Consider the following 21,357-nt stretch of genomic DNA (forward strand, 5'->3'; position numbering starts at 1 on the left):
GCTCAGGACCGCTTTCCGTCAAAGAACTCCTGCGCCTCGCTCACGCCGCCGGCCCTCTCCGCGCCGGCCTTCTCCTGGCGGGCAGCCGGAGCGGTGACAACCTCGTCCGCAGCGGCAGCATCGTCGTCGTCGTCATCGCCGGCCGTCTCACCACCCGCCAGGGGTGCAGGGGCCTCAGCAACCGCTGCAATCCGGAAGACCAGCCCCGCGATGGCAGCGCCGGCCAGCGGCGCCACCAGGAAGACCCAGAGCTGCTCCACGGCCCAGCCGGAGCTGAAAACGGCGGATGCGACGGCACGGGCCGGGTTGAACGGCAGGTTTCCCACGGACTGGCCTACCTGCAGCAGGGCGGCGAAGGACAGGCCGACGGCGACGGGCGCCACCGTGCGGCTGCCCCCCTCACGGCCCGCGGCGCCAAGGAAGACGGCAACGATGATGGCGGCGCCCAGCAGTTCCAGCAGGACGACGGCGGCGAGGGGAGCCTGGATGATGGAGTGTTCACCGAAGCCCGCGGCCACGGTATCGAAGGCGGTCCGGCTGTCCGGGATGCTGGGCAGGGTGCGCAGGATCCCGAACAGGGCCAGGGCGCCTACCAGGGCCCCGACAATCTGGGCGGCAGCGTACGCGGCGGCCGCGCCGGCCCGGATCCGTCCTGCCAGGAGGTGCCCCAGGGTGATGGCCGGGTTGAAGTGGCCGCCGGAGATATGTCCGAAGGCCAGCATCGCCGCGGTGACGGCCAGGCCTGCCGCCAGGGCGGAGGGGACCGGGCTGGACTGCGGGATGCTGAACAGCGGCACGCCCAGGCCGGCCACCGCCAGGAAGAGGCTGCCAAAGGCCTCGGCCGCCAGGCGGGGCAACAGGCCGGTGCGCGCGGGAGCCGTGCCGCCGGGCTGCAGTGCGTCGCGGGCGGGGACAGGGGTGCTCATGATGGGACCTTTGCTTGTGGGGGTCTGGTGTTCCGGCTGCTCTTCGTAGTGACGGCGCTGCACCTTTCAGCGGGGGCGCCGTCCAGCGGTGATGCCGCCGGGCAACCCGAGCAGTATTCCAGCCCAGGCTGGGCGTTTGCTGGGCAGCAGCTGTCCGGGGTGTTGCTGGAGCCCGGCGTGGAGCGCAAGGCACTGGCCACGAACGGTAAATTTACTCCATGAGCTCTGACCACGGTATTCCTGCGCCCACCCTCAAGTCCCGCATCCACGGCTCCCTGCTGGGCGGCGCGCTGGGAGATGCCCTGGGCTACGCCGTGGACTCCGATTCCATCGCCGGGATCAGGGAGCGCTTTGGAGCACAGGGCCTGGCCGGGTTCGAAGACTTGCCCGGCCCCTGGCATTTTTCCGATGACACCCAACTGACCCTGTACACGGTGGACGGGCTGGTGGAGGCACTGGAGTGGGCCAACTCCGGTGTGGGCGCGGACGTGAACGCGTGCCTTTGGCTGGCCTACCTGCGCTGGCTGGCCACGCAGGGTGAGGATGCCGGGCACTCCGCACCGGCACCCCAGCCGCGCTGGATTGACGGCAACGGGGTGCTCCGGCAGCGCAGGCATCCCGACGAGGACTGCATTAGCGGGCTCGCCACCGGTGAGATGGGTACGTCCATGCGCCCTGTGAACCCGGGGGCCAGCGGTGCCGGCACGGTGATGCGTTCGGCACCGTTTGGGCTGGTGCCGCACATCACGCCCGACGCCGTCTATAAGTTGAGTGCCGACGCCGCCGCACTGACGCACGGACACCCTGCCGCCCGCCAGAGTGCGGGCATCTTCAGCCTCCTGATCCACCGGGTGGTGTCCGGGGAGGGACTGCGGGACGCAGCAGCCGCGGTCACTGCGCACGCGGCCACCCTTGCTGGCGTTGCCCCGGAGTTGCCGGAACGGCTTGAGGCCGCCCTCCAGCTTGCGGAGAAAGCAATCGTTGGTCCCGAGGAACTGCTCCAGGTGCTGGGCGGAGGGTGGTCAGCGGCGGAAGCACTCGCCGTCGCGCTTTATGCCGTGGTGGCCACGTTGCCGGCCGACGGAGCGGAAGCGCAGCCCGCCGTGCATTTCCGCAATGCCCTGGCGGTGGCCGTGAACCACAGCGGCGCCAGCGATACCGCAGGTTCGCTGGCGGGAAACATCCTCGGCGCCCTGTACGGGGAGGACTGCCTCCCGGCCAAGTGGCTCGGGGCCCTGGAAGCGCCGGAGGTCATCCGCGGCATGGCCGACCAGCTGGTAAAGGTTACGACCGGCGAAGGCTGATGTTGTTGCAGGCCTCGCAGACGTCCTCGGGAATTACTCCGCGGCGCTGCAGGAATCCGAAGATCGTGCATCCCAGGCAGAACCCGGCAAAAGCCTCCAGCGATGCGGCAATCACCAGGACGCCCAGGAGCGTCCAGGCCGCCGGTACCGCGCCGGCGGCGAACAGAAGCAGGGCGGCGGTGGATACTGCCGCGCCGATGCCCTGCGCAAAGCGCTTGGGCGGGCCGGGAACCAGCTTCGCCTTCCCCAGCCGCGGGGTGATCACCCTGACGGAAAGCAGCGCCAAGGGTGAAATCCGGGGGCCAAAGAGCAGCCGCAGCCAGAAGCCGACGGCGATGGCCGCCAGCCCCCACCCGGAATTTGCCACGGCGGTGACGACGGCGAGCAGCACCACGAGCGCTGCCGTGACACGGGCGGCGTATTCGTTGACGGGGTTGGGGAAAGCGAACAGGGAGGCCATGACGCAAGGGTAGGAGGCGGCCTCCGGAGCGGCCAAGGTTTGTTGCGCCGGATGACTTCCCGCCCCTCCCGCCGGGCGGGTCAGCCGCTGATGGCAGGTGCGCGGGCGCCGGTCCAGGCTTCCCCGGCACTGTCGAGCGGGCCTTCGGGGACGTCCCCACCGCCCACCATCTGCAGGAATTCACCTTCGGACAGCACTTCAATGGCCTGCCCCCGCTCGTGGAGCTCCAGGACACGGCGGGCTTTGCCGGTGAGCCTGCCCGAGCGAAGATCGGAGGCAACGAACCCGTCCCCCACCACCAGGACCGTGGTCCGTCCGGTCACGCGGCTTTCGGTCCGCGCACCGCACCGGGCAGAGCGCAGCTTGGCCTCCGGTCGGTTGATGGAGAGCTGGCCGGTGAACACCACCGTCTGCGCGTACAACGGGTGCCCGGGCTCGGCGTCAAGGTTGGGTTCCGGGTTCGCCCCTTCCTCGGGCCAGCCGGACTGGAACCGGCGGACCAGGGCGGCCCCGTTGCCGGAAGCGCCCGCCATGGCCGCGAGACTGGGCTTTGACAGGTCCCCGGTGGCTGGATCGAAGGCCTGCTGGCGCGGCATGGCCAGTCCCAGGGACAGGTAGAGTTCGGCGATGCTGTTTGCACCGTTCCGCGCGGCGATATCGATGAGGATGCCGGCGCAGGCACGGGCATCTTCTGCGGCGTCGTGGTGGTTGACCAGCGGCACGCCCGCTTCCTCTGCGGCAAACGGAAGGGAGTTGGACACGAGCGAATAGCAGCGCCGCGACAGCATGACGGTGCAGACGTAGTCGTAGGCGGGGCCGGGCAGGCCGGACACTTCCAGCGCCGAACGGATCACGCCCAGGTCGAAGGCGGCATTGTGCGCTGCCAGCACGTCGTCGCCGATAAACGCGCCGATTTCAGGGAACAGCTCGCCAAAGCGGGGCGTGGCCGCAACATCCGCAGCAGTGATGCCGTGGATCCGGACGTTGTGGTGGTCAAAGAAGTCGTATCCCGGCGGCGGACGCATCAGCCACGAGGCCTCCGCAACGATCTTTCCGCCCCTCACCTTCGTCAGCCCTACCGAGCACGGGGAGCCCCGGAAGCCGTTTGCCGTTTCGAAGTCGATCGCCGTAAAGTCCAAACCCACGGCCCCTACCTTACCGGCGCGGGCCTCCCAAACCCGGGAGGCACAGCCCCGTCAAGTACCCTTGAGGGGTGAACTTTCCTGTGATGAATGACCTCGCTGTGTCCATGCTGGGCGGTGCGGGACCGGTCCAGCCGAAAATGGCTTCCTTCCTGCCCGATTGGCTGAACCCCCAGGTCTTCCTGGCCGATCCCGCGCTGGCCCCCTGGGTGGTCCTGCTGGTGTGCGGGATCGTCTTCGCCGAAACCGGCCTCCTGGTGGGATTCTTCCTGCCTGGCGATTCCATGCTGTTCACCGCGGGCCTGCTGGTTGCCACGGACACCATCAAGTTCAACATCTGGCTCCTGGCCCTGCTGATCGTGGTCTCGGCCATCATCGGCAACCAGACCGGCTACCTCATCGGATCCAAAGCCGGCCCCGCCATCTTCAACAAACCCAACTCACGGCTCTTCAAGCGCGAAAACGTTGAAAATGCCCACGCCTTCTTTGAAAAGCACGGCGGCAAGGCACTGATCCTGGCCCGTTTCGTGCCGATCATCCGGACCTTTGTTCCGGTGATCGTGGGCGTGGCGCAAATGAGCCGCAAGAAGTTCTTCATCTACAACGTCATCGGCGCGGCGCTGTGGGGCGGCGGCGTGACCCTGCTCGGCTACCTGCTGGGCGACAAGGTTCCCTGGGTCCGCGACAACCTGGACATCATCTTCATCGCCATCGTGCTGGTCTCGGTGATTCCCATCGGCATCGAACTCCTGCGCGGGCTGTCCGCCAGGCGCCAGGCGACGGCCTACGGCACCGACGCCGTTGATGAGTTCATCGAGGAACACGAACCGGAAGAGGAGCAGAAGACTCCCCGGAACATCCATCGCGGGCGGCCGGAGTAGCAGCCCGTCAACCACTCCTGATTGCCAAAAAGGTGCGCACCCCGCCCGGGGTGCGCACCTTTTTTGCGTGTTTTCCTAGCCGGCCGCTTCCAGCGCCGCCACGATGGACGGCAGCAGCGCCCGGAAGGCCTTGCCGCGGTGGCTGATGGCGTTCTTCTCCTCGGCGGACAGTTCGGCACAACTGCGGTCCTCGCCCGCCGGCTGAAGCACGGGATCGTAGCCAAAACCCCCGGCACCCCGCGGTTCACGGAGGAGGATCCCCTCCAGCTGCCCGTACTCCACCACCTCGCGCCGGGGCCCCTCCCCGTCCGTGGGCATGGCCAGGGCGGCAGCGCACACAAAAGCGGCACCGCGGTGTTCGTCAGGAACGTCGGACAGCTGGTTCAGCAGGAGTTCCAGGTTGGCGGCGTCGTCGCCGTGCCGTCCCGCCCAGCGGGCGGAGAAGATGCCGGGCGCCCCGCCCATGACGTCCACGGCGAGCCCGGAGTCGTCGGCGATGGCCACCAGGCCGGTGGCACCCGCCACCGCCCGCGCCTTCAGCAGGGAGTTCTCGGCGAACGTCACGCCGGTCTCGGCGACGTCCGGCGCACCCGCCGCCGCCGCGTCCACCACCTGGGTGTCGACGTCGAGCCCTGGCACCTGTCCGCGCAGCAGTTCGCGCAGTTCACGGAGTTTGCCTTTGTTGTGCGTGGCGAGCACCAGCCGGGGCGCCGCACCGCTCACAGGATGTCCGCCAGAGTCTCACGCTGGATGGCTGCCAGCTGCGCGGTGCCCAGCAGCGCCAGGTCCAGGAGCTGGTTCAGCTCGTCCCGGTCGAACGGGGCACCCTCAGCGGTTCCCTGCACCTCCACGAACTTGCCGGAGCCGGTGACCACCACGTTCATGTCGGTCTCCGCCCGGACATCCTCCACGTAGGGCAGGTCCAGCATGGGGACGCCGTCGATGATTCCCACGGACACTGCCGCGATGGTGTCGATGAGCGGCTGGGCGTTCCTGGCGATGAGCTTGGTGTCGCGGGCGAACCGGATGGCGTCGGCCAGGGCAACGTAGGCGCCGGTGATGGCTGCGGTTCGGGTGCCGCCGTCCGCCTGCAGGACGTCGCAGTCCAGCACGATGGTGTTCTCGCCCAAGGCCTTGGTGTCGATGATGGAGCGCAGCGAACGCCCGATCAGGCGCGAAATCTCGTGCGTGCGGCCGCCGATCTTTCCCTTGACGGATTCGCGGTCCGAACGCGTGTTGGTGGCGCGCGGCAGCATTGCGTACTCGGCCGTGACCCAGCCGCGGCCCTCGCCCTTGAGCCAGCGCGGGACACCGGCGGTCAGCGATGCCGTGCACAGGACCCTGGTGTTGCCGAACTCGATCAGCGCCGATCCCTCGGCCTGGTTGGACCATCCGCGGGTGATGCTGATGGGCCGGAGCTGGTCGGGGGCACGGCCGTCGGCGCGCACAATAGGCACTGCAGTTGCTTCAGATGTCATGCCTTTAGCTTATCGAGTACCGGCGTGGCACCCGCGCCGCTAAATCGTGTAGTGCACGCCCGCCACCGCAACCGCCACGTCGCCAGGGAACACGGGGCGGGCTTCGGCCATGACGGTGGTCTGGGACGTCCATACCGGAATGTGGGTCAGCAGGAGCCGCCGCGCGCCGGCTGCCGCCGCAGCCTCTCCCGCCCGCTTGCCCGTCAGGTGCACATCATTGATGCCGTCGTCACGGCCCTCTTCGAAGGCTGCCTCGCACAGGAACAGGTCCGCGTCCTTGGCTGCTTCCTCAAGTCCGGCGCAGGAATCGGTATCCCCGGAATAGGTCAGGACCCGGGACACCGGAGTGCCGTCCTTGCCTGGCTCCGCCACTTCCACCCGGAGGGCGTAGGCCTCCTCGATGGGATGGTTCACGGCGAACGGGGTGACGGTGAACGGCCCCACGGTCACTGGTTCGCGTTCGGTCCAGTTGGTGAAGTCGAACTCTTCGTGCATCCCCGGATCCAGGGGCAGTCCGTAGGCGGTGGCCATCCGGTCTGCCGTGGCGGCCGGGCCCCACACGGGGATGCGGCCGCGGCCCCATCCTCCGGGCTTCCAGCGGATGGCCACGTGCAGGCCGCACAGGTCCATGCAGTGGTCAGGGTGCAAATGGGTGAGGAAGATCGCGTCGATGTCCTCCAGGTCCGTGTAGCGCTGGATGGCCCCCAGCGCTCCGCTGCCGAGGTCCATCACCACCTTCCACGTCCGTTCCCCGTCGGTGGCGGTCAGGAGGTAGCACGACGCCGGGGAGCCGGGACCGGGGAACGATCCCGTGCATCCCACGATGGTCAGCTTCACTGGGCGGGCCCTCCGCCGCGGCGCGCCCCGGCGAACCCGCCGCCTACGAAGTTGGAGATCCTGGGGCGGTTGCGCGCACTTTGCGCGGCAGCGATCATCTCGGGGGTGATCCGGGCCAGGCTGCCGGTTGGGTACTGTGCGGCCACATGGTCCACGTGCCGGACTGACAGGACTTCCGGGCCAAGGAAGCGCCGGGCGAGCGCCTCGAACTGCCCGGCATCGCCGGTGGCCACGAAGTGGTGCTCGGGCGGGGCCTCGGAAGTGCGCTGCAGGTTGTGGGTGGCCAGGGCACGGTAGACGTCCTTGGCGGTCTCCTCCGCGCTCGAGACCAGAGTGACATCCGCGCCCATGACGTAGGAGATGACGCCCGTCAGCAGCGGGTAGTGCGTGCAGCCCAGGACGACGGTGTCCACCCCGGCTGCCTTCAGCGGCGCCAGGTATTCCTCTGCGACGGCGAGCAGGGCCGGGCCTGTGGTGATTCCGGCTTCCACGTAGCTGACGAACTCCGGGCAGGCCACGGAGGTGATGTCCAGGTCCGGCGCCGCGGCGAAGGTGTCTTCGTAGGCGCGGGACCCCACCGTTGCGGAGGTGCCGATCACGCCCACCTTTCCGCTGCGGGTGGCCGCAACGGCGCGCCGGACCGCGGGCTGGATGACCTCGATGACCGGGATGCCGTACTTGGCCGTGTACCGCTCACGGGCGTCCCGCAGGACAGCGGCCGACGCCGAGTTGCAGGCGATGGTGAGCAGCTTGACGCCGGAGTCCACGAGTTCGTCCATCACGCCCAGCGCGTTGGCCCGCACCTCCGCGATGGGGAGCGGGCCGTACGGTCCGTGGGCGGTGTCCCCCACATAGAGGATCGACTCGTTGGGAAGCTGGTCGATGATGGAGCGGGCCACGGTGAGTCCGCCGACACCGGAATCGAAGACGCCAATGGGACGGGTCTCCGGGGCAGCGTCCGGAAGCTCGCTGTCCGCGGCCGCGGGCTTTGTTTCCGCTGGTGGTTCCATGCTCGGGGCTGTTGTCATGATTATTCGAGGATAGGTGCTCGCGGAAGCGTCAGCCATCATCTTGTGTCCGGTAACTCGTGTCTACTGTGTCACAGCGGACGGCCTCCCCCGGGCCGCCGTGGCTCACCGCCGGGATTCCATTGACTGCAGCATGGCCTGGACCAGGGACTCCTGAAGCCAGGTGGTGAAGTTGTACACCAGCGCCAGGTAGCTCTCCACGTCCTCGGCCTGGGACCAGTCCTGCATGCGGTGGACGTGCTCGGCGTCGGCCTCGTCCCGGATGTCCAGCCGCTCGGCCAGGACCAGCCGCACGTCGTTCAACGCCATGGACCAATGCCGGGCCCCTTCGGGGGTGAGGACGATCTCGTCCTTGTCCAGGTCCAGGGCAGCCGCGCGCAGGGCGCCGATCTTGGTTTCCCGCAGCGAACGCTCGGTGAGCTGGCGGAACTCAAGGGATGCGGCGCCGTCGTCTTTCACCACGTTGGGCAGCAGCCGCCTGACTGCACGGTCCGTGGGTTCGGCCACGTCCATGTCCAGGCCGATCAGTGCGGCCAGCGGGTCCTGCCCGGTGCGGTCCTCGGGCTGGAGCATGGATATGACGTCGTCGATCAGGCTGCGGAGCAGGTCCCGTTCGGCCGGCTCCAGGAAACCGGTAATGCCCTTGAGCCCGTATTTGAATGCCTTAGCCACGTTTCCCCTTACCCTGGCCCGGACCGCCGGACTTGCCTGAATTCCCGCCGGGGCCGCCGCTGGCCTTTTCCACCGTGGCCCAGAGCCCAAAACCGTGCATGGCCACGGCGTGACGCTCCACCTGTTCCTTGCTGCCGTGGGCAACGATGGAGCGGCCCTTTTTGTGGACTTCCATCATGAGCTTGTTGGCCTTGCTTTCCGAGTAGCCAAAGTAGCTCTGGAAGACATAGCTGACGTAGCTCATCAGATTGACGGGATCGTTCCAGATCACCAGGTTCCAGGGGATGTCCGGCGCGGTCAGGGAGTCTGTGGACTCTGCTGTGCCGGTCCGGATGCCCTCCTGTGTATCAGGGCCGGGCGCAACGCTTATGGTCATCTGCCCATTCTATGGGGAGCAGGGGCCCACGCCGGCGAGGGCCCCGCGGCGAAGCGAAGCGAGACGTGGGAGCCGGTGGGTGGGCCCACGCCGGCGAGGGCCCCGCGGCGAAGCGAAGCGAGACGTGGGAGCCGGTGGGTGGGCCCACGCCGGCGAGGGCCCCGCGGCGAAGCGAAGCGAGACGTGGGAGCCGGTGGGTGGGCCCACGCCGGCGAGGGCCCCGCGGCGAAGCGAAGCGAGACGCGGGAGCCGGTGGGTGGGCCCACGCCGGCGAGGGCCCCGCGGCGAAGCGAAGCGAGACGCGGGAGCCGGTGGGTGGGCCCACGCCGGCGAGGGCCCCGCGGCGAAGCGAAGCGAGACGCGGGAGCCGGTGGGTGGGCCCACGCCGGCGAGGGCCCCGCGGCGAAGCGAAGCGAGACGCGGGAGCCGGTGGGTGGGCCCACGCCGGCGAGGGCCCCGCGGCGAAGCGAAGCGAGACGCGGGAGCCGGTGGGTGGGCCCACGCCGGCGAGGGCCCCGCGGCGAAGCGAAGCGAGACGCGGGAGCCGGTGGGGACTAGAGTGACTTTCGTGAGCACCTCAGCCGGCTGGGACCATCCCCGCACGTCCTTTTATACCGACCACTACGAGCTGACCATGCTGCAGGCGTCCCTCCATTCAGGGGCGGCACACCGCAGGTCCGTGTTCGAGGCGTTTGCACGGCGCCTGCCTGACGGCCGCCGCTACGGCATTGTGGCCGGCACGGGACGCCTCCTGGAAGGCATTGCGAATTTCCGTTTCGGCGAGGCGGAGCTGGATTTCCTGGAGCGCACCCAGGTGGTCAACCAGGAAACGCTCGAGTTCCTGGCCAACTACAAGTTCTCCGGCGACATCTGGGGCTATGCAGAGGGAGAGGCGTACTTTCCCAACTCCCCCATCCTGATCGTTGAGGCCTCCTTCGCCGAAGCCTGCATGCTGGAAACCTACCTGCTGTCCGTGCTCAACCACGACACCGCCATTGCCTCCGCCGCTTCCCGGATGGTCACTGCAGCTGGCGGCCGCCCCTGCATCGAAATGGGCTCCCGGCGCACCCATGAGGAGGCCGCCACCGCGTCCGCGCGTGCGGCCATCATTGCCGGCTTTGACAGCACGTCCAACCTTGAGGCGGGCATCCGCTACGGCGTGAAGACCGTGGGCACCGCGGCCCACTCGTTCACGCTGCTGCACGATACCGAGCGGGAGGCCTTCGAGGCGCAGATTGCCTCGCTGGGCGACGGCACGTCCCTGCTGGTGGACACGTACGACGTCGAAAAGGCAGTCCGCACGGCCGTTGAGCTGGCAGGACCAAGCCTGGGCGGCGTCCGGCTTGACTCCGGCGACCTGGTGGCCCAGGCACAGTGGGTGCGCCGGCTCCTGGACGATCTCGGCAACGAGCACACCAAGATCGTGGTGACCTCGGACCTGGACGAATATGCCATCGCGGCCCTGCAGTCAGCCCCCGTGGACTCCTACGGCGTGGGCACGTCGCTGGTGACCGGTTCCGGAGCCCCCACGGCCAGCATGGTCTACAAGCTGGTCAGCCGGGCGGACGACGACGGCAACTTCGTGTCCGTAGCCAAAGCAGCCAAGAACAAGGCCAGCGTGGGCGGCCGCAAATACGCGCTGCGGAAGCTGGACGAACGCGGCACCGCCACCGCAGAGGTGGTGGGAGTTGGCCACCGGCCGGAGGACGACGGCAACGACCGTCCTTTGCTGCAGCAGTTCATGAAGAACGGCGAACTGCTGCCTGGCTGGACCGGCCATGAAGGCGTACTCCGTGCACGGCAGCGCCACGCAGACTCCATGGCGGAACTGCCGCCGGTGGTTAACCGACTGCAACGCGGCGAGGCCGCGATTCCCACCATCTACGAGGAGCACTGATGGCCCGCGCTTTGATCATCGTGGACGTCCAGAATGATTTCTGCGAGGGCGGCTCGCTTGCCGTTCCCGGCGGCGCCGCCGTCGCCGCCGACATCAGCGAGTACCTGGATGCCCACAACGGTGACTTCGACCATGTGGTGGCCACCCAGGACTGGCACATCGATCCAGGCAGCCACTTCTCCGATACGCCCGATTACAAGGACAGCTGGCCGCCGCACTGCGTGGCCGGCACCCGCGGTGCAGAACTTCACCCGGACCTGGACACCGAGTACATCGACGCCTACTTCCGGAAAGGCCAGTTCGCTGCCGCCTACTCGGGTTTCGAGGGCCTGCTGGCCCCCGAGGACGCCGTCCCCACCGGGGAACGCCAGGCCGGCGGCCTGCCCGGCGCCCCGGCAGCACTGGAAGCCGATGAGGATGCGATCGGCCTCGACGACTGGCTGCAGAGCCACGACGTGGAGGACGTGGTGGTGGTTGGCATTGCCACCGATTACTGCGTGAAGGCCACAGCGCTCGACGCCGTCCAGGCCGGCTACGGTGTCACCGTGGTGCGGTCGCTGACCGCCGGAATCGCCGAAGACCTGGAAGACGCCGTTGCCGAGATGGAACTCGGCGGCGCGGACATCGCCTGAGGGCTACTTCCGGCCCACGAACCAGTCCTGGAGCTTGCGCAGCCGGGACTTCAGTTGCTCCTCGTTGGCCTGCGCCACGGGAGGCCCGCCGCAGACAGTGCGCAGCTTGGTGTGCACCACCCCGTGCGGGGTTCCGGTCCGGGCAGCCCAGGCGGCCACGTTCTTGGCCAGTTCGTTGCGCAGATCCATCAGCATCCGGTGGTCGGGAACGGCCGGGACCTGGCTTTCGGCGGCCGCCGGCGCCTTCCGGTTCTTCCGGTTCAACTGCTCGTGCTGGCGCTGGCGCAGCAGCGTCCCCACTTGCTCCGCGTCCAGCAGACCGGGGATGCCCAGGAAGTCCAGCTCGTCGTCGGACCCCACCTCACCGCCGGTGCCGAACTCGCCGCCGTCGAACAATACGCGGTCAAACGACGCCTGGGAGTCCAGGGCCTCAAACTTGCCCTTGGTGAGGCTGTCCGAGGCCTTTTCTTCGCGGTTTGCCTCCTCCATCAGCGAGTCTTCCGGGTTGAAGAGGCCGTCAGCGTCCTCCTTCTCGGGCCGGTCCAGCGCGTGGTCCCGCTCCATCTCCATGGAGTTGGCCAGCGCCATCAGCTGCGGCACGGACGGCAGGAAGACCGACGCCGTTTCGCCCCTCTTGCGGGCACGCACGAAGCGCCCCACGGCCTGGGCGAAAAACAGCGGCGTGGAGGTCGACGTGGCGTAGACACCCACGGAAAGGCGGGGCACGTCAACGCCTTCGGACACCATGCGGACTGCCACCATCCAGCGCTTGTCACCGGCCGAGAAATCCTCGATCTTGCTTGAGGCCTTGGCGTCGTCGGACAGGATGACGGTGGGCGACTCCCCGGTGATCCTCTTCAGCTGGCCGGCATAGGCCCGCGCGTCTTCGTGGTCGGTGGCGATGACCAGGCCGCCGGCGTCCGGAACGGTGCGCCGGACTTCGCTGAGCCGCTTGTCCGCACCGGCCAGGACAGCGGGAATCCACTCCCCCGCCGGGTTCAGGGCAGTCCGCCAGGCGTGGCTGGTGATGTCCTTGGTCACCGCAGCCTCGCCAAGGGAGGCGGCCATTTCCTCGCCGGCGCTGGTGCGCCAGCGCATCTGGCCGGAGTAGGCCATGAACATCACCGGCCGGACCACGTGGTCCCGCAGGGCGTTGCCGTAACCGTAGGTGTAGTCCGCCTTGGAGCGCCGGATGCCGTCACGGTCCTCTGCGTACTCCACGAACGGGATGGGCGAGGTGTCCGAGCGGAACGGCGTACCCGTCAGGGACAGCCGGCGCACCGCGGGATCGAACGCCTCGCGCAGGCCGTCGCCCCAGGACAGGGCCTCGCCGCCGTGGTGGATCTCGTCCAGAATCACCAGGGTGCGGGCGGCCTCGGTCTTGGCGCGGTGCAGCAGGGGCTTGCTGGCCACCTGTGCGTAGGTGACGGCGACGCCGATAAAGCCGCGGCCGTGCTGGCCGTCAGAGTTCTTGAAGTTGGGGTCGATGGCGATCCCCACCTTCGCCGCCGCATCGGCCCACTGGCGCTTCAGGTGGTCCGTGGGCGCAACGATGGTCACCCGGTTCACAGCACCGGAATCAATGAGCGTGGAGGCGATCCGCAGCGCGAAGGTGGTTTTACCGGCACCCGGCGTTGCCACCGCAAGGAAGTCGCGGGGACTGCTGTTCAGGTAGAGGTCAAGGGCTTCCTGCTGCCAGGCACGGAGTTTCGGGGCGGTTCCCCAGGCTGCACGTTCCGGATAAGCCGGAGGCAGGGTGGGGCCGCCAAAGAGCGTCTCCGTCACTACTTGTTGTTGCCCGAGTCTCCCGGACCCTTCCCGCCGTCGTTGCCCGGCCGGAGGCCCTCGTAGACTTCCTTGCACTCAGGGCACACCGGGAACTTCTGCGGGTCCCGGCCCGGCGTCCAGACCTTGCCGCACAGCGCGATGACGGGCTCGCCTGTCATGGCTGACTCCATGATCTTTTCCTTGCGCACATAGTGGGCAAAGCGCTCCCGGTCGCCCGGTTCCACCTCTTGGCGCAGTTCCTCGCGCTCGATGGTGGCCGTGGACGTTCCAGCCCCGGAAAGCTCGCGCATCGGGTCGTTTTCGAGAGGGTCCGTCATGCTAGTCATGGCATCCATCTTAGCCTTTCCGACGGCCGGGCGTTCGACGGCGGCACGCCCGCGCCGAGGTCCGGCACCAGCCGCCGTCGTACTTTTCCGGCTCTCACCGAACCCGCCCGGAAGGCTGCTACAGCCCCTGCCACGCGGGCTTGTTCTCATAGGTGCGGCGGTAGAAATCCGCCAGCTTGAGCGCCGAGGCGGCGGCCTCGTCCAGCAGGACGGTGGCGTGCGGATGGAACTGCAGCACAGAGGCGGGACAGATGGCGGCAACCGGTCCCTCCACGAAATCACGGACGGCCTGCGCCTTTTGCGCTCCCGTAGCGAGGAGGATCACGTGCCGTGCCGCCATGATGGTGCCCAGCCCCTGGGTGATGACGTGGTGCGGCACCTCGGCGAGGCTGTTGAAGAACCTGGCGTTGTCCCGCCGCGTCTGTTCGATCAGGCTCTTGATCCGCGTCCGCGACGCGAAGGAGGAGCCCGGTTCATTGAACCCGATGTGGCCGTCGGTGCCTACGCCCAGCAGCTGCAGGTCTACGCCGCCGGCAGCGGCGATGGCCTGCTCGTAGGCCTCGCAGGCAGCAGGGATGTCAGACGCGGTTCCGTCAGGCCCGTGGACATTTTCCGGTGCGATGTTCACACGGTTGGTGAATTCGCGGCGGATCACCTCGCGGTAGGACTCCGGATGGCCGGCCGGCAGGCCCACGTATTCATCCAGCGCAAACCCGGAAGCCTGGCTGAAGTCCAGGCCCCGTTCGTGCCGGGCCGCGAGTTCGTCGTAAACGGGCAGCGGGGAAGACCCGGTGGCCAGGCCAAGCACTGCCCCGGGCTTGCGCCGGACCAGTTGTTCAATGGCGTCGGCCGCGAGTCTTCCGACTTGCCTGCTGCCGCCGAGGATCACGACTTCCATGGGGTTCCCTTCCTGGAACTGTCAGCGGTTGACGGTAACCTGGGCCAAAAGTTCCGGCCCGCGGGCATCGAGCCACCTGCCGCCCAACCGGACGCCGGCCAGGAAAAGGGCCAGGCCCAGGATGGTTCCCACGGCGAGGTTGAGCCAGCCGAACAGGACGTTGCCCGTCACCGCGTGGGCAAACAGCAGTGCGGCCTCGGGCAGGACCAGCAGCATCAGCACCAGCATTCCAACGAACTGCACGGCCAGGGTCTGCCCTACGTTGCCTGGCGGCTTCTTGAACGGGCTGTCCCCCGGCAGCGGGACAGTGACCGTGTACCGGGCCGACACCACCGAGGACAGGCCCAGGCCGGTGAAGAGGATTCCCAGGCTGAACCCCAGCTGGCCGGGCAGCCCTGTCCAGCTGCGGGTGAACGCCGCGTAACCCACCGAGAACACCAGCACCACGGGCAGTGCGAAGGTCATGCACGCCAGGGACCGCCCCAGCCGGTCCGCCACCCCCCGGACGCCGGTAGCCAGGTGCAGCGCAAACGCGGTGTTGTCGTAGGAGACGTCGGCGGAAATGGACCACGCCAGGATGAAGGCCGCCACCGGGGCAAGGAAGGCCAGGCTGCCGTAGCTGCCGGTCTGCGCCCCCTGGAAACCCAGCACCACCGGAAGCAGCGGGATCACCACCAACGAACCTGAGTACCGGGGGTCCCGGAGCCAGTAGGTGAGCGACCTGGCCATCACGGCGGCCGCGGGCGTGGCCGGCAGCAGGCCGAACAGACCCAGTCTGCTGTTCCTGCGTTTCCCGGCTCCGGCGTACGGCGGGGTGACCAGTGCCCGCTCAAGCAGCAGCTTCCAGCACCAGGACAGGGCGCCGAGGACGGCCACCGAAACCAGCAGCTTCACCGCCGCCTGCCCCGGCCGGCCTGACGCGATGTCGCCGCCAAGCGACCAGGGTGCCCCGACCGGCGTCCAGGACAGGGTCCGGGCGAACTCGGGCAGGAATCCGGTGGATGCGGAGACGCCGCGGCCAACCCCCGCCACGATGGGGCCCAGCAGGACCAGGGGCACCATGAACGCGATGGCGCTGATGTCCTTGAAGCGCCGCGAAGCAGCAAGGCTTGCCGTCGCGGTGGTGACCACCTTGGCCAGCACGATGCAGGTCATGATGCCCAGGCAGGCACCGGCCAAGGCTGCGAGCGCAGGAAGAATGCCGCGTGACCAGGTGACCACCGTGGATAATGCCACGAGCGCGGTGGCCAGGCCGGGGATGCCGATCAGCCCGCCAAGGGCGAGGCCGGCGAGCATCTGCTTCATGGGGATCGCAAAGGTGGTGAAGCGGGCCGGATCGAGGGTCATGTCCGTGGCCGATGCCACCACCGGAACCACTCCCCAGCCGAGGATGGCGGCGGAACCGCCCAGGACGACTGCGGTATGCGCGGTCACCAAGCCGGCGTTGCGCAGGAGGACAAGGGCGATGACCAGGGTTGCCACCACACCCAGCGCATAGAGCCCGGCGATGGCCATGCCCACCAGCTGCCAGGGGCTGCGGCGCAGTCCGTTGCGCAGCAGCGTGAGCTTGAGCCTCAGAAGGTGCGCAACCATTCCAGCCCCTCCGTGTGGGTGTGCCCGCCAACCAGCTGCACGAAACGGTCCTCCAGCGAGACCCCGCCGCGCACCTCATCCACGGTCCCCGCCGCCAGCAGCCGGCCCTTGGCCACTACCGCTACGTGGTCGCACATGCGCTGCACCAGGTCCATCACATGGCTGGACACGATGACTGTTCCACCCGAGTCCACGTACCGGTCCAGGATGGAGCGGATATTCGCCGCAGACACGGGGTCTACGGCTTCGAAGGGTTCGTCCAGGACAAGGAGCCGGGGGGCGTGGATCAGGGCCGAGGCCAGGGCAATCTTCTTGGTCATGCCCGCCGAGTAGTCCACCACCAGCGTTCCGGCGTCCTGGCTGAGATCCATGGCGGCCAGCAGCTCCCCCACCCGCGCAGCCACCACGGCTCTGTCCATGCCGCGCAGCAGCCCGGCGTACGTAATCAGCTGCTCTCCCGTGAGCCGGTCGAAGAGCCGGACACCGTCGGGCAGGATCCCCATGAGCCGCTTGGCTTCAAGGGGGTGCTGCCAGACGTCCACGCCGTGCACCACGGCGGTGCCGAAGTCCGGCCGCAGGAGGCCGGTGGCCATGGACAGCGTGGTGGTCTTGCCTGCGCCGTTGGGTCCCACGATCCCGAAAAACGAGCCCGCCGGGACCTCCAGGCTGATACCGTCCACGGCGATTTTCCCGCCGAAACGCTTGGCCAGCCCGCGGATGGAAAGGGCCGCCACGGGGCTGGAATTCGACGCCTGGTCAGGGATCGGAGCAGTCATGATGCCAGCCTAGTCTGCGGGCCGTTGCTCCGGGGGTGCGAGACTAACCTCATGGACATCGCGTTGGGCCTGCTGGTGATCGTAGCGGTGGTGTGCGCCGTCAGCGCGGTGGGGCGGAAGCTCAATCTGCCCGTTCCCCTGCTGCTGGTCGTGGCGGGGGTGGCGGGGTCCTTCCTGCCGTTCATTCCGCCGGTTGAGCTCAATCCCGAGCTGGTGCTGGTGGGCCTGCTGCCTCCGCTGCTCTACGCAGCCGCGTTCCGCACCTCACTGTTCGACTTCAAGACCAACCAACGCTCCATCGGGCTCCTGTCCGTGGGTTATGTCATCTTCGGCACTGTGGGGGTGGGGGCAGTGGTGTGGTGGCTGTTCCCGGAAATCCCGCTGGCAGCCGCCATTGCCCTCGGTGCGGTGGTGGCCCCACCGGACGCCGTGGCTGCCACGGCGATCGCACGAAGAGTGGGCATGCCCCGCCGGATCGTCAACATCCTGGAAGGCGAATCGCTGGTCAATGACGCCACGGCGCTGGTGTGCCTCCGCGCTGCGGTGGCCGCCATCGCCGGTTCCGTCTCCGCACTGGACGTGGCCGGCGGCTTCGTGGTGGCGGCCGGCGGCGGACTGGTGGTGGGCCTCGCCGCAGCGTACGTCCTCACGGAAATCAGGAAGCGCATCAGCAACGTGGCGATCAACACCTCAACCTCGCTGATGGCCCCGTTCGTTGCCTTCCTCCCTGCCGAGGCCATCCACGCGTCAGGCGTGCTCGCCGTCGTTGTCACCGGCCTCGTGATGGGCACCAAGGCCCCGTCCATGCCCAACGGCGCAGCGCGGCAAAGCGCCCGCAGCAACTGGGATACGGTGCAGTTCCTGCTGGAGAACTCCGTGTTCCTGCTGATAGGCCTGCAGGTACGGGCCATCATCGACAGCGTCCAGGACGATTCGCTGGGTGCCGGCCGTGTGTGGCTTGGCTGCGCCGTGATCCTGCTGGCCGTGCTGGTACTGCGCCCCATCTGGGTCTTTCCTTCGACGTACCTGCCCCGGCTGATTCCTTCCGTGCAGCGGAAGGACCCTGCGCCGCCGTGGCAGTTTCCCGCGATCGTCTCCTGGGCAGGCATGCGCGGCGTGGTCACCCTGGCCGCCGTCCTGACGCTGCCCGATGACCTGGAGCACCGCAACGTGCTGGTCCTGGCCGCCATGGTGGTGGTGGCCGGCACCCTGGTGCTGCAGGGCTTTACCCTGCCGGCCCTGGTCCGGGCCCTTGGCGTGCCGGGGCCGGACAGGCGCGAGGACGCGCTGAACCAGGCCTCACTGATGCAGCTGGCCACCACTGCGGGGATGGAGCGGCTGGAACAGCTGCGGCGCGAGAGCGATCCGCCGGAGGTCATGGAGATGCTGCGGCGGCGGACCCAGGAGCGGGGGCTGGCAGCCTGGGAGCGCCTGGGCAGGCCCGCGGCCGAGGCGGCCACGCCCAGCCAGCGGTACGCCCAGCTGCGGATGGCCATGCTGGAAGCCGAACGGGATAAGGTACTGGAGCTCAGGCGCGGCGGTGACTTTGCCCATGAGGTCCTCAGCGAGGTCCTGGAACGGCTGGATGTCGAGGAGTCCATGCTCGATGCATCCCTCAATGAACTGGACTCCGCTGCTGACGGTGGCGGCGGCGAGGGGCTGTCCCAGCCGGGCGGCGTCTGCGACCACCTGACGGCAGCCATGCCATCGCCGCCTCCCGACAACCCCGCGTGCGCAGGCTGCGAACGGGAGGGCACCACACCGGTGCACCTGCGCATGTGCCTTGCGTGCGGACACATCGGCTGCTGCGACTCCTCCGCGGGACGGCACGCCAGCCGCCACTTCAAGGAAACCGGGCACCCGGTCATGCGCAGCATCGAACCGGGTGAGGAGTGGCGCTGGTGCTACGTGGATGACCTGCTGGGCTGACCGCCGGCCCTGGTTTTCACGGCGCCTTGCGGATCCTGATGGGGCCCCTGGCCGTTGCCGGATCCACCACCGAACCACCCTGGGTGATGTGGACCTGCCCGGCATCAACCAGGCGCCGGGCGGCCTCGCGCGCAGGCTCCATGAGGTGGCGCCAGTCATCTCCCCCCACCGCCCTGGCGGCATCAGACGGGCAGATGGTGGACGTCGCCGCCCGCGACGCCAGCAGTTCCAGGATCTTCGCTTCCAGTTGCCGGCCAACGGGTGTGTGCGGCCCGTCCCCCTCCGCTTGCGCCATGCCGGAGCCGGTACTCAGAAGGTACGCCGCGGGAGTGCCCGCTCGTACTGGGGAGGCCAGGCAATGTCATGGCCCAGTTCGAAAGCGGCCCGGAGCCACCAGTGGGGGTCGCGCAGCGCAGCCCGGGCAATGAAGACACCGTCGGCCTGTCCGGTGGCAATGGCATGCTCCGCCTGGGCGGGCGTGGTCACCAGGCCCACCGTGCCGGTGGCTATGCCTGCCTCCTCGCGGATGGCTGCGGAGAACCCCGTTTGGTAGCCCAGGCCTGGTTTGATCTGCTGGTGGGCCACGGCCCCGCCGCTGGAGACATCCACCAGGTCCACGCCATGGGCAGCGGCCTGCCGGGCCAGGCGGACCGATGCTGCCTGGTCCACTCCGCCGGGTGCCCAGTCGGTGGCCGAAATCCGGAGCAGCAGGGGCATGGAATCGGGAATCACGGCGCGGACGGCGTCAACCACGGCCAGCATCAGCCGGTTGCGGCCGGCCTCGTCCCCGCCCCATTCATCGTCACGCTGGTTGATCAGCGGGCTTTGGAACTGGTGCAGGAGGTAGCCGTGCGCCCCGTGGATCTCCATGGTGTCAAAGCCGGCATCCACCGCACGCACGGCGGCGGCGGCGAAATCAGCGATGACATCCTGGATTTGTTCCACGGTCATGGCGGCAGGCGCCGCGTACCCCTCGAAGGAGGTGGTGGACGGACCAAGGGTGTCCCAGCCGCCGTCGGACGCCGGAACACTGCCGTGCTTGCCGGAGAACGGCCAGTACGTGGACGCCTTCCGGCCGGCGTGGGCAAGCTGCACGCCGATCTTGGTATTGGCAGTGCCCTGCCGGTGGACAAAGGAAATGATCCGCTGCCAGGCCGCCGCCTGCTCGTCGTTGTAGAGTCCCGCGTCGCGGGGGCTGATCCGGCCCTCGGCGTTCACTGCCGAGGCCTCCGTAAGGATCATCGCCGCACCGCCCACGGCGAACCCGCCCAGGTGCACCAGGTGCCAGTCGTTCGGAACCCCGGGGGCGTCGTCGGGATCGCAGCTGTACTGGCACATGGGCGAGACCCAGCCCCGGTGCTGCAGCTCCATGGACCGCAGGGCCAGCGGCTGGAACAGTGCCGGCACTAGAACAGCACCCGCGCGAGCGACTGGCGCGCCTTTGCCACGCGCCCGTCACCGGCGCCCACCACCTCGAACAGTTCCAGCAGCCGCACGCGTGCAGTTTCACGCTCCGGGCCAAAGTTCCTGCCAATGAATGCGACCAGCCGGTTAAGCGCATCATCAACATGGCCGCCGGCCACGTCAAGGTCGGCCACCCCAAGCTGGGCTTCCAGGTTGTCCGGCTCATTCGCCGCCAGTGCACGGAGCGCTTCACTGTCCTGGGCCGACACGGACTGCAGCCGGTCCATCAGCTCCACCTGGGCCAGGCCGGCCTTGGCTTCGTGGTCCGACGGCATTTCCTTCAGCGCCTGGCGGTAGGCCTCAGCGGCGGCGGCGTAGTCGCCCGCTTCAATGGCGTCGTAGGCGGCCTGGTGCAGCGGCGGCAGCGGCGCGGGTTCCGGCTCTCCGCCCGCTCCGCCGTCAAGGCTTCCGGTGACACCGTTGGCTGCGGCCACCTTGAGGAGTTCGTCGAACAGGCTGCGCACCTGCTGTTCCTCCGCCGCGCCCTGGAAGAGCGGGACCGGCTGGCCCTTGAGGACGGCGACGGCGGTGGGGACGGCCTGCACCTGGAAGGCCTGGGCAAGCTGTGGGAAGGCTTCAATGTCGGCTGCACCGAGGACCAGGCGGCCGCCATAGCTTGCCACCACGCGGTCCAGGGTCTCCACCATCCTGCTGGACTCCGGCGAGTAGGAGGCCCACAGGGCAAACACCACCGGAACCTGAGCGGACAGTTCCACGAGCTGCTGGAAGTTCGCTTCGGTGACGTCGACCTTGAGTTCAGGACCGCCGGCTGCCGCACCAGGCTGGTCTCCCTCTGCCGGTGGCACAGATTGGACCGGGCCGGACGGAGCGGTGCCGGACGGAGCTGCGGGGCGCTTCAGCGAGGAAAGGTCGACGGCGCCGCGCAGGTTAAGCAGGTTGGCAGCGGCAGGAGGGACTGGGCGGGAAGCTGGCGAACTCATGTTTCCCAC

22 protein-coding genes are annotated in these 21,357 nt (G+C 68.4%); 5 read left to right on the forward strand and 17 right to left on the reverse strand.

The window, feature by feature from the left end; genetic code table 11:
• Positions 1-2: 2 nt before the first annotated feature.
• Positions 3-926, reverse strand: a complete 924-nt coding sequence (locus ACTAQI_RS08340) for an MIP/aquaporin family protein (RefSeq protein ID WP_457950560.1) — start codon at positions 924-926, stop codon at positions 3-5.
• A 218-nt stretch (positions 927-1,144) separates the two neighbouring features.
• On the opposite strand from ACTAQI_RS08340, the gene ACTAQI_RS08345 reads away from it, so the two are divergent.
• A complete protein-coding gene (locus ACTAQI_RS08345; protein WP_457950561.1) occupies positions 1,145-2,230 on the forward strand; it encodes an ADP-ribosylglycohydrolase family protein in 1,086 nt (361 codons plus the stop codon).
• Here ACTAQI_RS08345 and ACTAQI_RS08350 read toward each other — a convergent pair.
• On the reverse strand, positions 2,211-2,690 hold the full coding sequence (locus tag ACTAQI_RS08350) for a DUF4395 domain-containing protein (protein ID WP_457950562.1): 480 nt from the start codon (positions 2,688-2,690) through the stop codon (positions 2,211-2,213). The genes ACTAQI_RS08345 and ACTAQI_RS08350 overlap by 20 nt on opposite strands.
• Positions 2,691-2,770: 80 nt before the next feature.
• Positions 2,771-3,835 carry an exonuclease domain-containing protein gene (locus ACTAQI_RS08355; RefSeq protein WP_457950563.1) on the reverse strand — a complete coding sequence of 355 codons (1,065 nt, stop codon included), beginning with the start codon at positions 3,833-3,835 and terminating at the stop codon, positions 2,771-2,773.
• Between the two features lie 83 nt (positions 3,836-3,918).
• Here ACTAQI_RS08355 and ACTAQI_RS08360 point away from each other — a divergent pair, with 83 nt between their 5' ends.
• Positions 3,919-4,713 carry a DedA family protein gene (locus ACTAQI_RS08360; RefSeq protein WP_457951018.1) on the forward strand — a complete coding sequence of 265 codons (795 nt, stop codon included), beginning with the start codon at positions 3,919-3,921 and terminating at the stop codon, positions 4,711-4,713.
• Positions 4,714-4,788: 75 nt separating this feature from the next.
• On the opposite strand, the gene rdgB is transcribed toward ACTAQI_RS08360, so the two are convergent.
• From rdgB to clpS, 6 genes are all read right to left on the reverse strand, one after another.
• A complete protein-coding gene (gene rdgB / locus ACTAQI_RS08365; protein ID WP_457950564.1) occupies positions 4,789-5,436 on the reverse strand; it encodes an RdgB/HAM1 family non-canonical purine NTP pyrophosphatase in 648 nt (215 codons plus the stop codon).
• Positions 5,433-6,191, reverse strand: coding sequence for a ribonuclease PH (gene rph, locus ACTAQI_RS08370; protein ID WP_457950565.1), 759 nt, complete (start codon positions 6,189-6,191; stop codon positions 5,433-5,435). The genes rdgB and rph overlap by 4 nt, the downstream gene beginning before the upstream one ends.
• 39 nt (positions 6,192-6,230) lie before the next feature.
• The gene (locus tag ACTAQI_RS08375) at positions 6,231-7,028 is read right to left on the reverse strand and encodes an MBL fold metallo-hydrolase (RefSeq protein WP_457950566.1); all 798 of its coding nucleotides are present in this window, start codon (positions 7,026-7,028) and stop codon (positions 6,231-6,233) included.
• Positions 7,025-8,038 (reverse strand): glutamate racemase, encoded by a 1,014-nt coding sequence (murI, locus tag ACTAQI_RS08380; protein WP_457951019.1) that lies wholly within the window; start codon positions 8,036-8,038, stop codon positions 7,025-7,027. The genes ACTAQI_RS08375 and murI overlap by 4 nt, the downstream gene beginning before the upstream one ends.
• 123 nt (positions 8,039-8,161) lie before the next feature.
• Positions 8,162-8,728: a DUF2017 domain-containing protein gene (locus ACTAQI_RS08385; protein ID WP_457950567.1), complete on the reverse strand. Its 567-nt coding sequence runs from the start codon at positions 8,726-8,728 to the stop codon at positions 8,162-8,164.
• Positions 8,721-9,104, reverse strand: coding sequence for an ATP-dependent Clp protease adapter ClpS (clpS, locus tag ACTAQI_RS08390; RefSeq protein ID WP_457950568.1), 384 nt, complete (start codon positions 9,102-9,104; stop codon positions 8,721-8,723). Before clpS ends, ACTAQI_RS08385 begins: the two co-directional genes overlap by 8 nt.
• A gap of 568 nt (positions 9,105-9,672) precedes the next feature.
• On the opposite strand from clpS, the gene ACTAQI_RS08395 reads away from it, so the two are divergent.
• Positions 9,673-11,001 (forward strand): nicotinate phosphoribosyltransferase, encoded by a 1,329-nt coding sequence (locus ACTAQI_RS08395; protein ID WP_457950569.1) that lies wholly within the window; start codon positions 9,673-9,675, stop codon positions 10,999-11,001.
• On the forward strand, positions 11,001-11,633 hold the full coding sequence (locus tag ACTAQI_RS08400) for an isochorismatase family protein (protein ID WP_457950570.1): 633 nt from the start codon (positions 11,001-11,003) through the stop codon (positions 11,631-11,633). The genes ACTAQI_RS08395 and ACTAQI_RS08400 overlap by 1 nt, the downstream gene beginning before the upstream one ends.
• A 3-nt stretch (positions 11,634-11,636) precedes the next feature.
• On the opposite strand, the gene ACTAQI_RS08405 is transcribed toward ACTAQI_RS08400, so the two are convergent.
• From ACTAQI_RS08405 to ACTAQI_RS08425, 5 genes are all read right to left on the reverse strand, one after another.
• On the reverse strand, positions 11,637-13,418 hold the full coding sequence (locus ACTAQI_RS08405) for a DEAD/DEAH box helicase (protein WP_457950571.1): 1,782 nt from the start codon (positions 13,416-13,418) through the stop codon (positions 11,637-11,639).
• Positions 13,418-13,756, reverse strand: coding sequence for a DUF3039 domain-containing protein (locus ACTAQI_RS08410; RefSeq protein WP_110541018.1), 339 nt, complete (start codon positions 13,754-13,756; stop codon positions 13,418-13,420). The genes ACTAQI_RS08405 and ACTAQI_RS08410 overlap by 1 nt, the downstream gene beginning before the upstream one ends.
• A 109-nt stretch (positions 13,757-13,865) precedes the next feature.
• Positions 13,866-14,645, reverse strand: coding sequence for a glucosamine-6-phosphate deaminase (gene nagB / locus ACTAQI_RS08415; protein ID WP_457950572.1), 780 nt, complete (start codon positions 14,643-14,645; stop codon positions 13,866-13,868).
• A 21-nt stretch (positions 14,646-14,666) separates the two neighbouring features.
• Positions 14,667-16,238 carry a transporter gene (locus ACTAQI_RS08420; RefSeq protein ID WP_457950573.1) on the reverse strand — a complete coding sequence of 524 codons (1,572 nt, stop codon included), beginning with the start codon at positions 16,236-16,238 and terminating at the stop codon, positions 14,667-14,669.
• A complete protein-coding gene (locus ACTAQI_RS08425; RefSeq protein WP_457950574.1) occupies positions 16,220-17,014 on the reverse strand; it encodes an ABC transporter ATP-binding protein in 795 nt (264 codons plus the stop codon). The genes ACTAQI_RS08420 and ACTAQI_RS08425 overlap by 19 nt, the downstream gene beginning before the upstream one ends.
• A 51-nt stretch (positions 17,015-17,065) precedes the next feature.
• On the opposite strand from ACTAQI_RS08425, the gene ACTAQI_RS08430 reads away from it, so the two are divergent.
• Entirely contained in the window at positions 17,066-18,943 is a 1,878-nt protein-coding gene (locus ACTAQI_RS08430; protein WP_457950575.1) for a Na+/H+ antiporter, read from the forward strand.
• Between the two features lie 16 nt (positions 18,944-18,959).
• On the opposite strand, the gene ACTAQI_RS08435 is transcribed toward ACTAQI_RS08430, so the two are convergent.
• From ACTAQI_RS08435 to ACTAQI_RS08445, 3 genes are read right to left on the reverse strand one after another with little or no spacing between them, the layout of a single operon-like run.
• The gene (locus ACTAQI_RS08435) at positions 18,960-19,238 is read right to left on the reverse strand and encodes a DUF3253 domain-containing protein (protein WP_457950576.1); all 279 of its coding nucleotides are present in this window, start codon (positions 19,236-19,238) and stop codon (positions 18,960-18,962) included.
• Positions 19,239-19,252: 14 nt separating this feature from the next.
• The gene (locus tag ACTAQI_RS08440; RefSeq protein WP_457950577.1) at positions 19,253-20,350 is read right to left on the reverse strand and encodes an NADH:flavin oxidoreductase/NADH oxidase; all 1,098 of its coding nucleotides are present in this window, start codon (positions 20,348-20,350) and stop codon (positions 19,253-19,255) included.
• On the reverse strand, positions 20,350-21,348 hold the full coding sequence (locus tag ACTAQI_RS08445; protein ID WP_457950578.1) for a co-chaperone YbbN: 999 nt from the start codon (positions 21,346-21,348) through the stop codon (positions 20,350-20,352). Before ACTAQI_RS08445 ends, ACTAQI_RS08440 begins: the two co-directional genes overlap by 1 nt.
• Positions 21,349-21,357: the final 9 nt, after the last annotated feature.

The sequence above is a fragment of the Pseudarthrobacter sp. alpha12b genome (assembly GCF_054130495.1).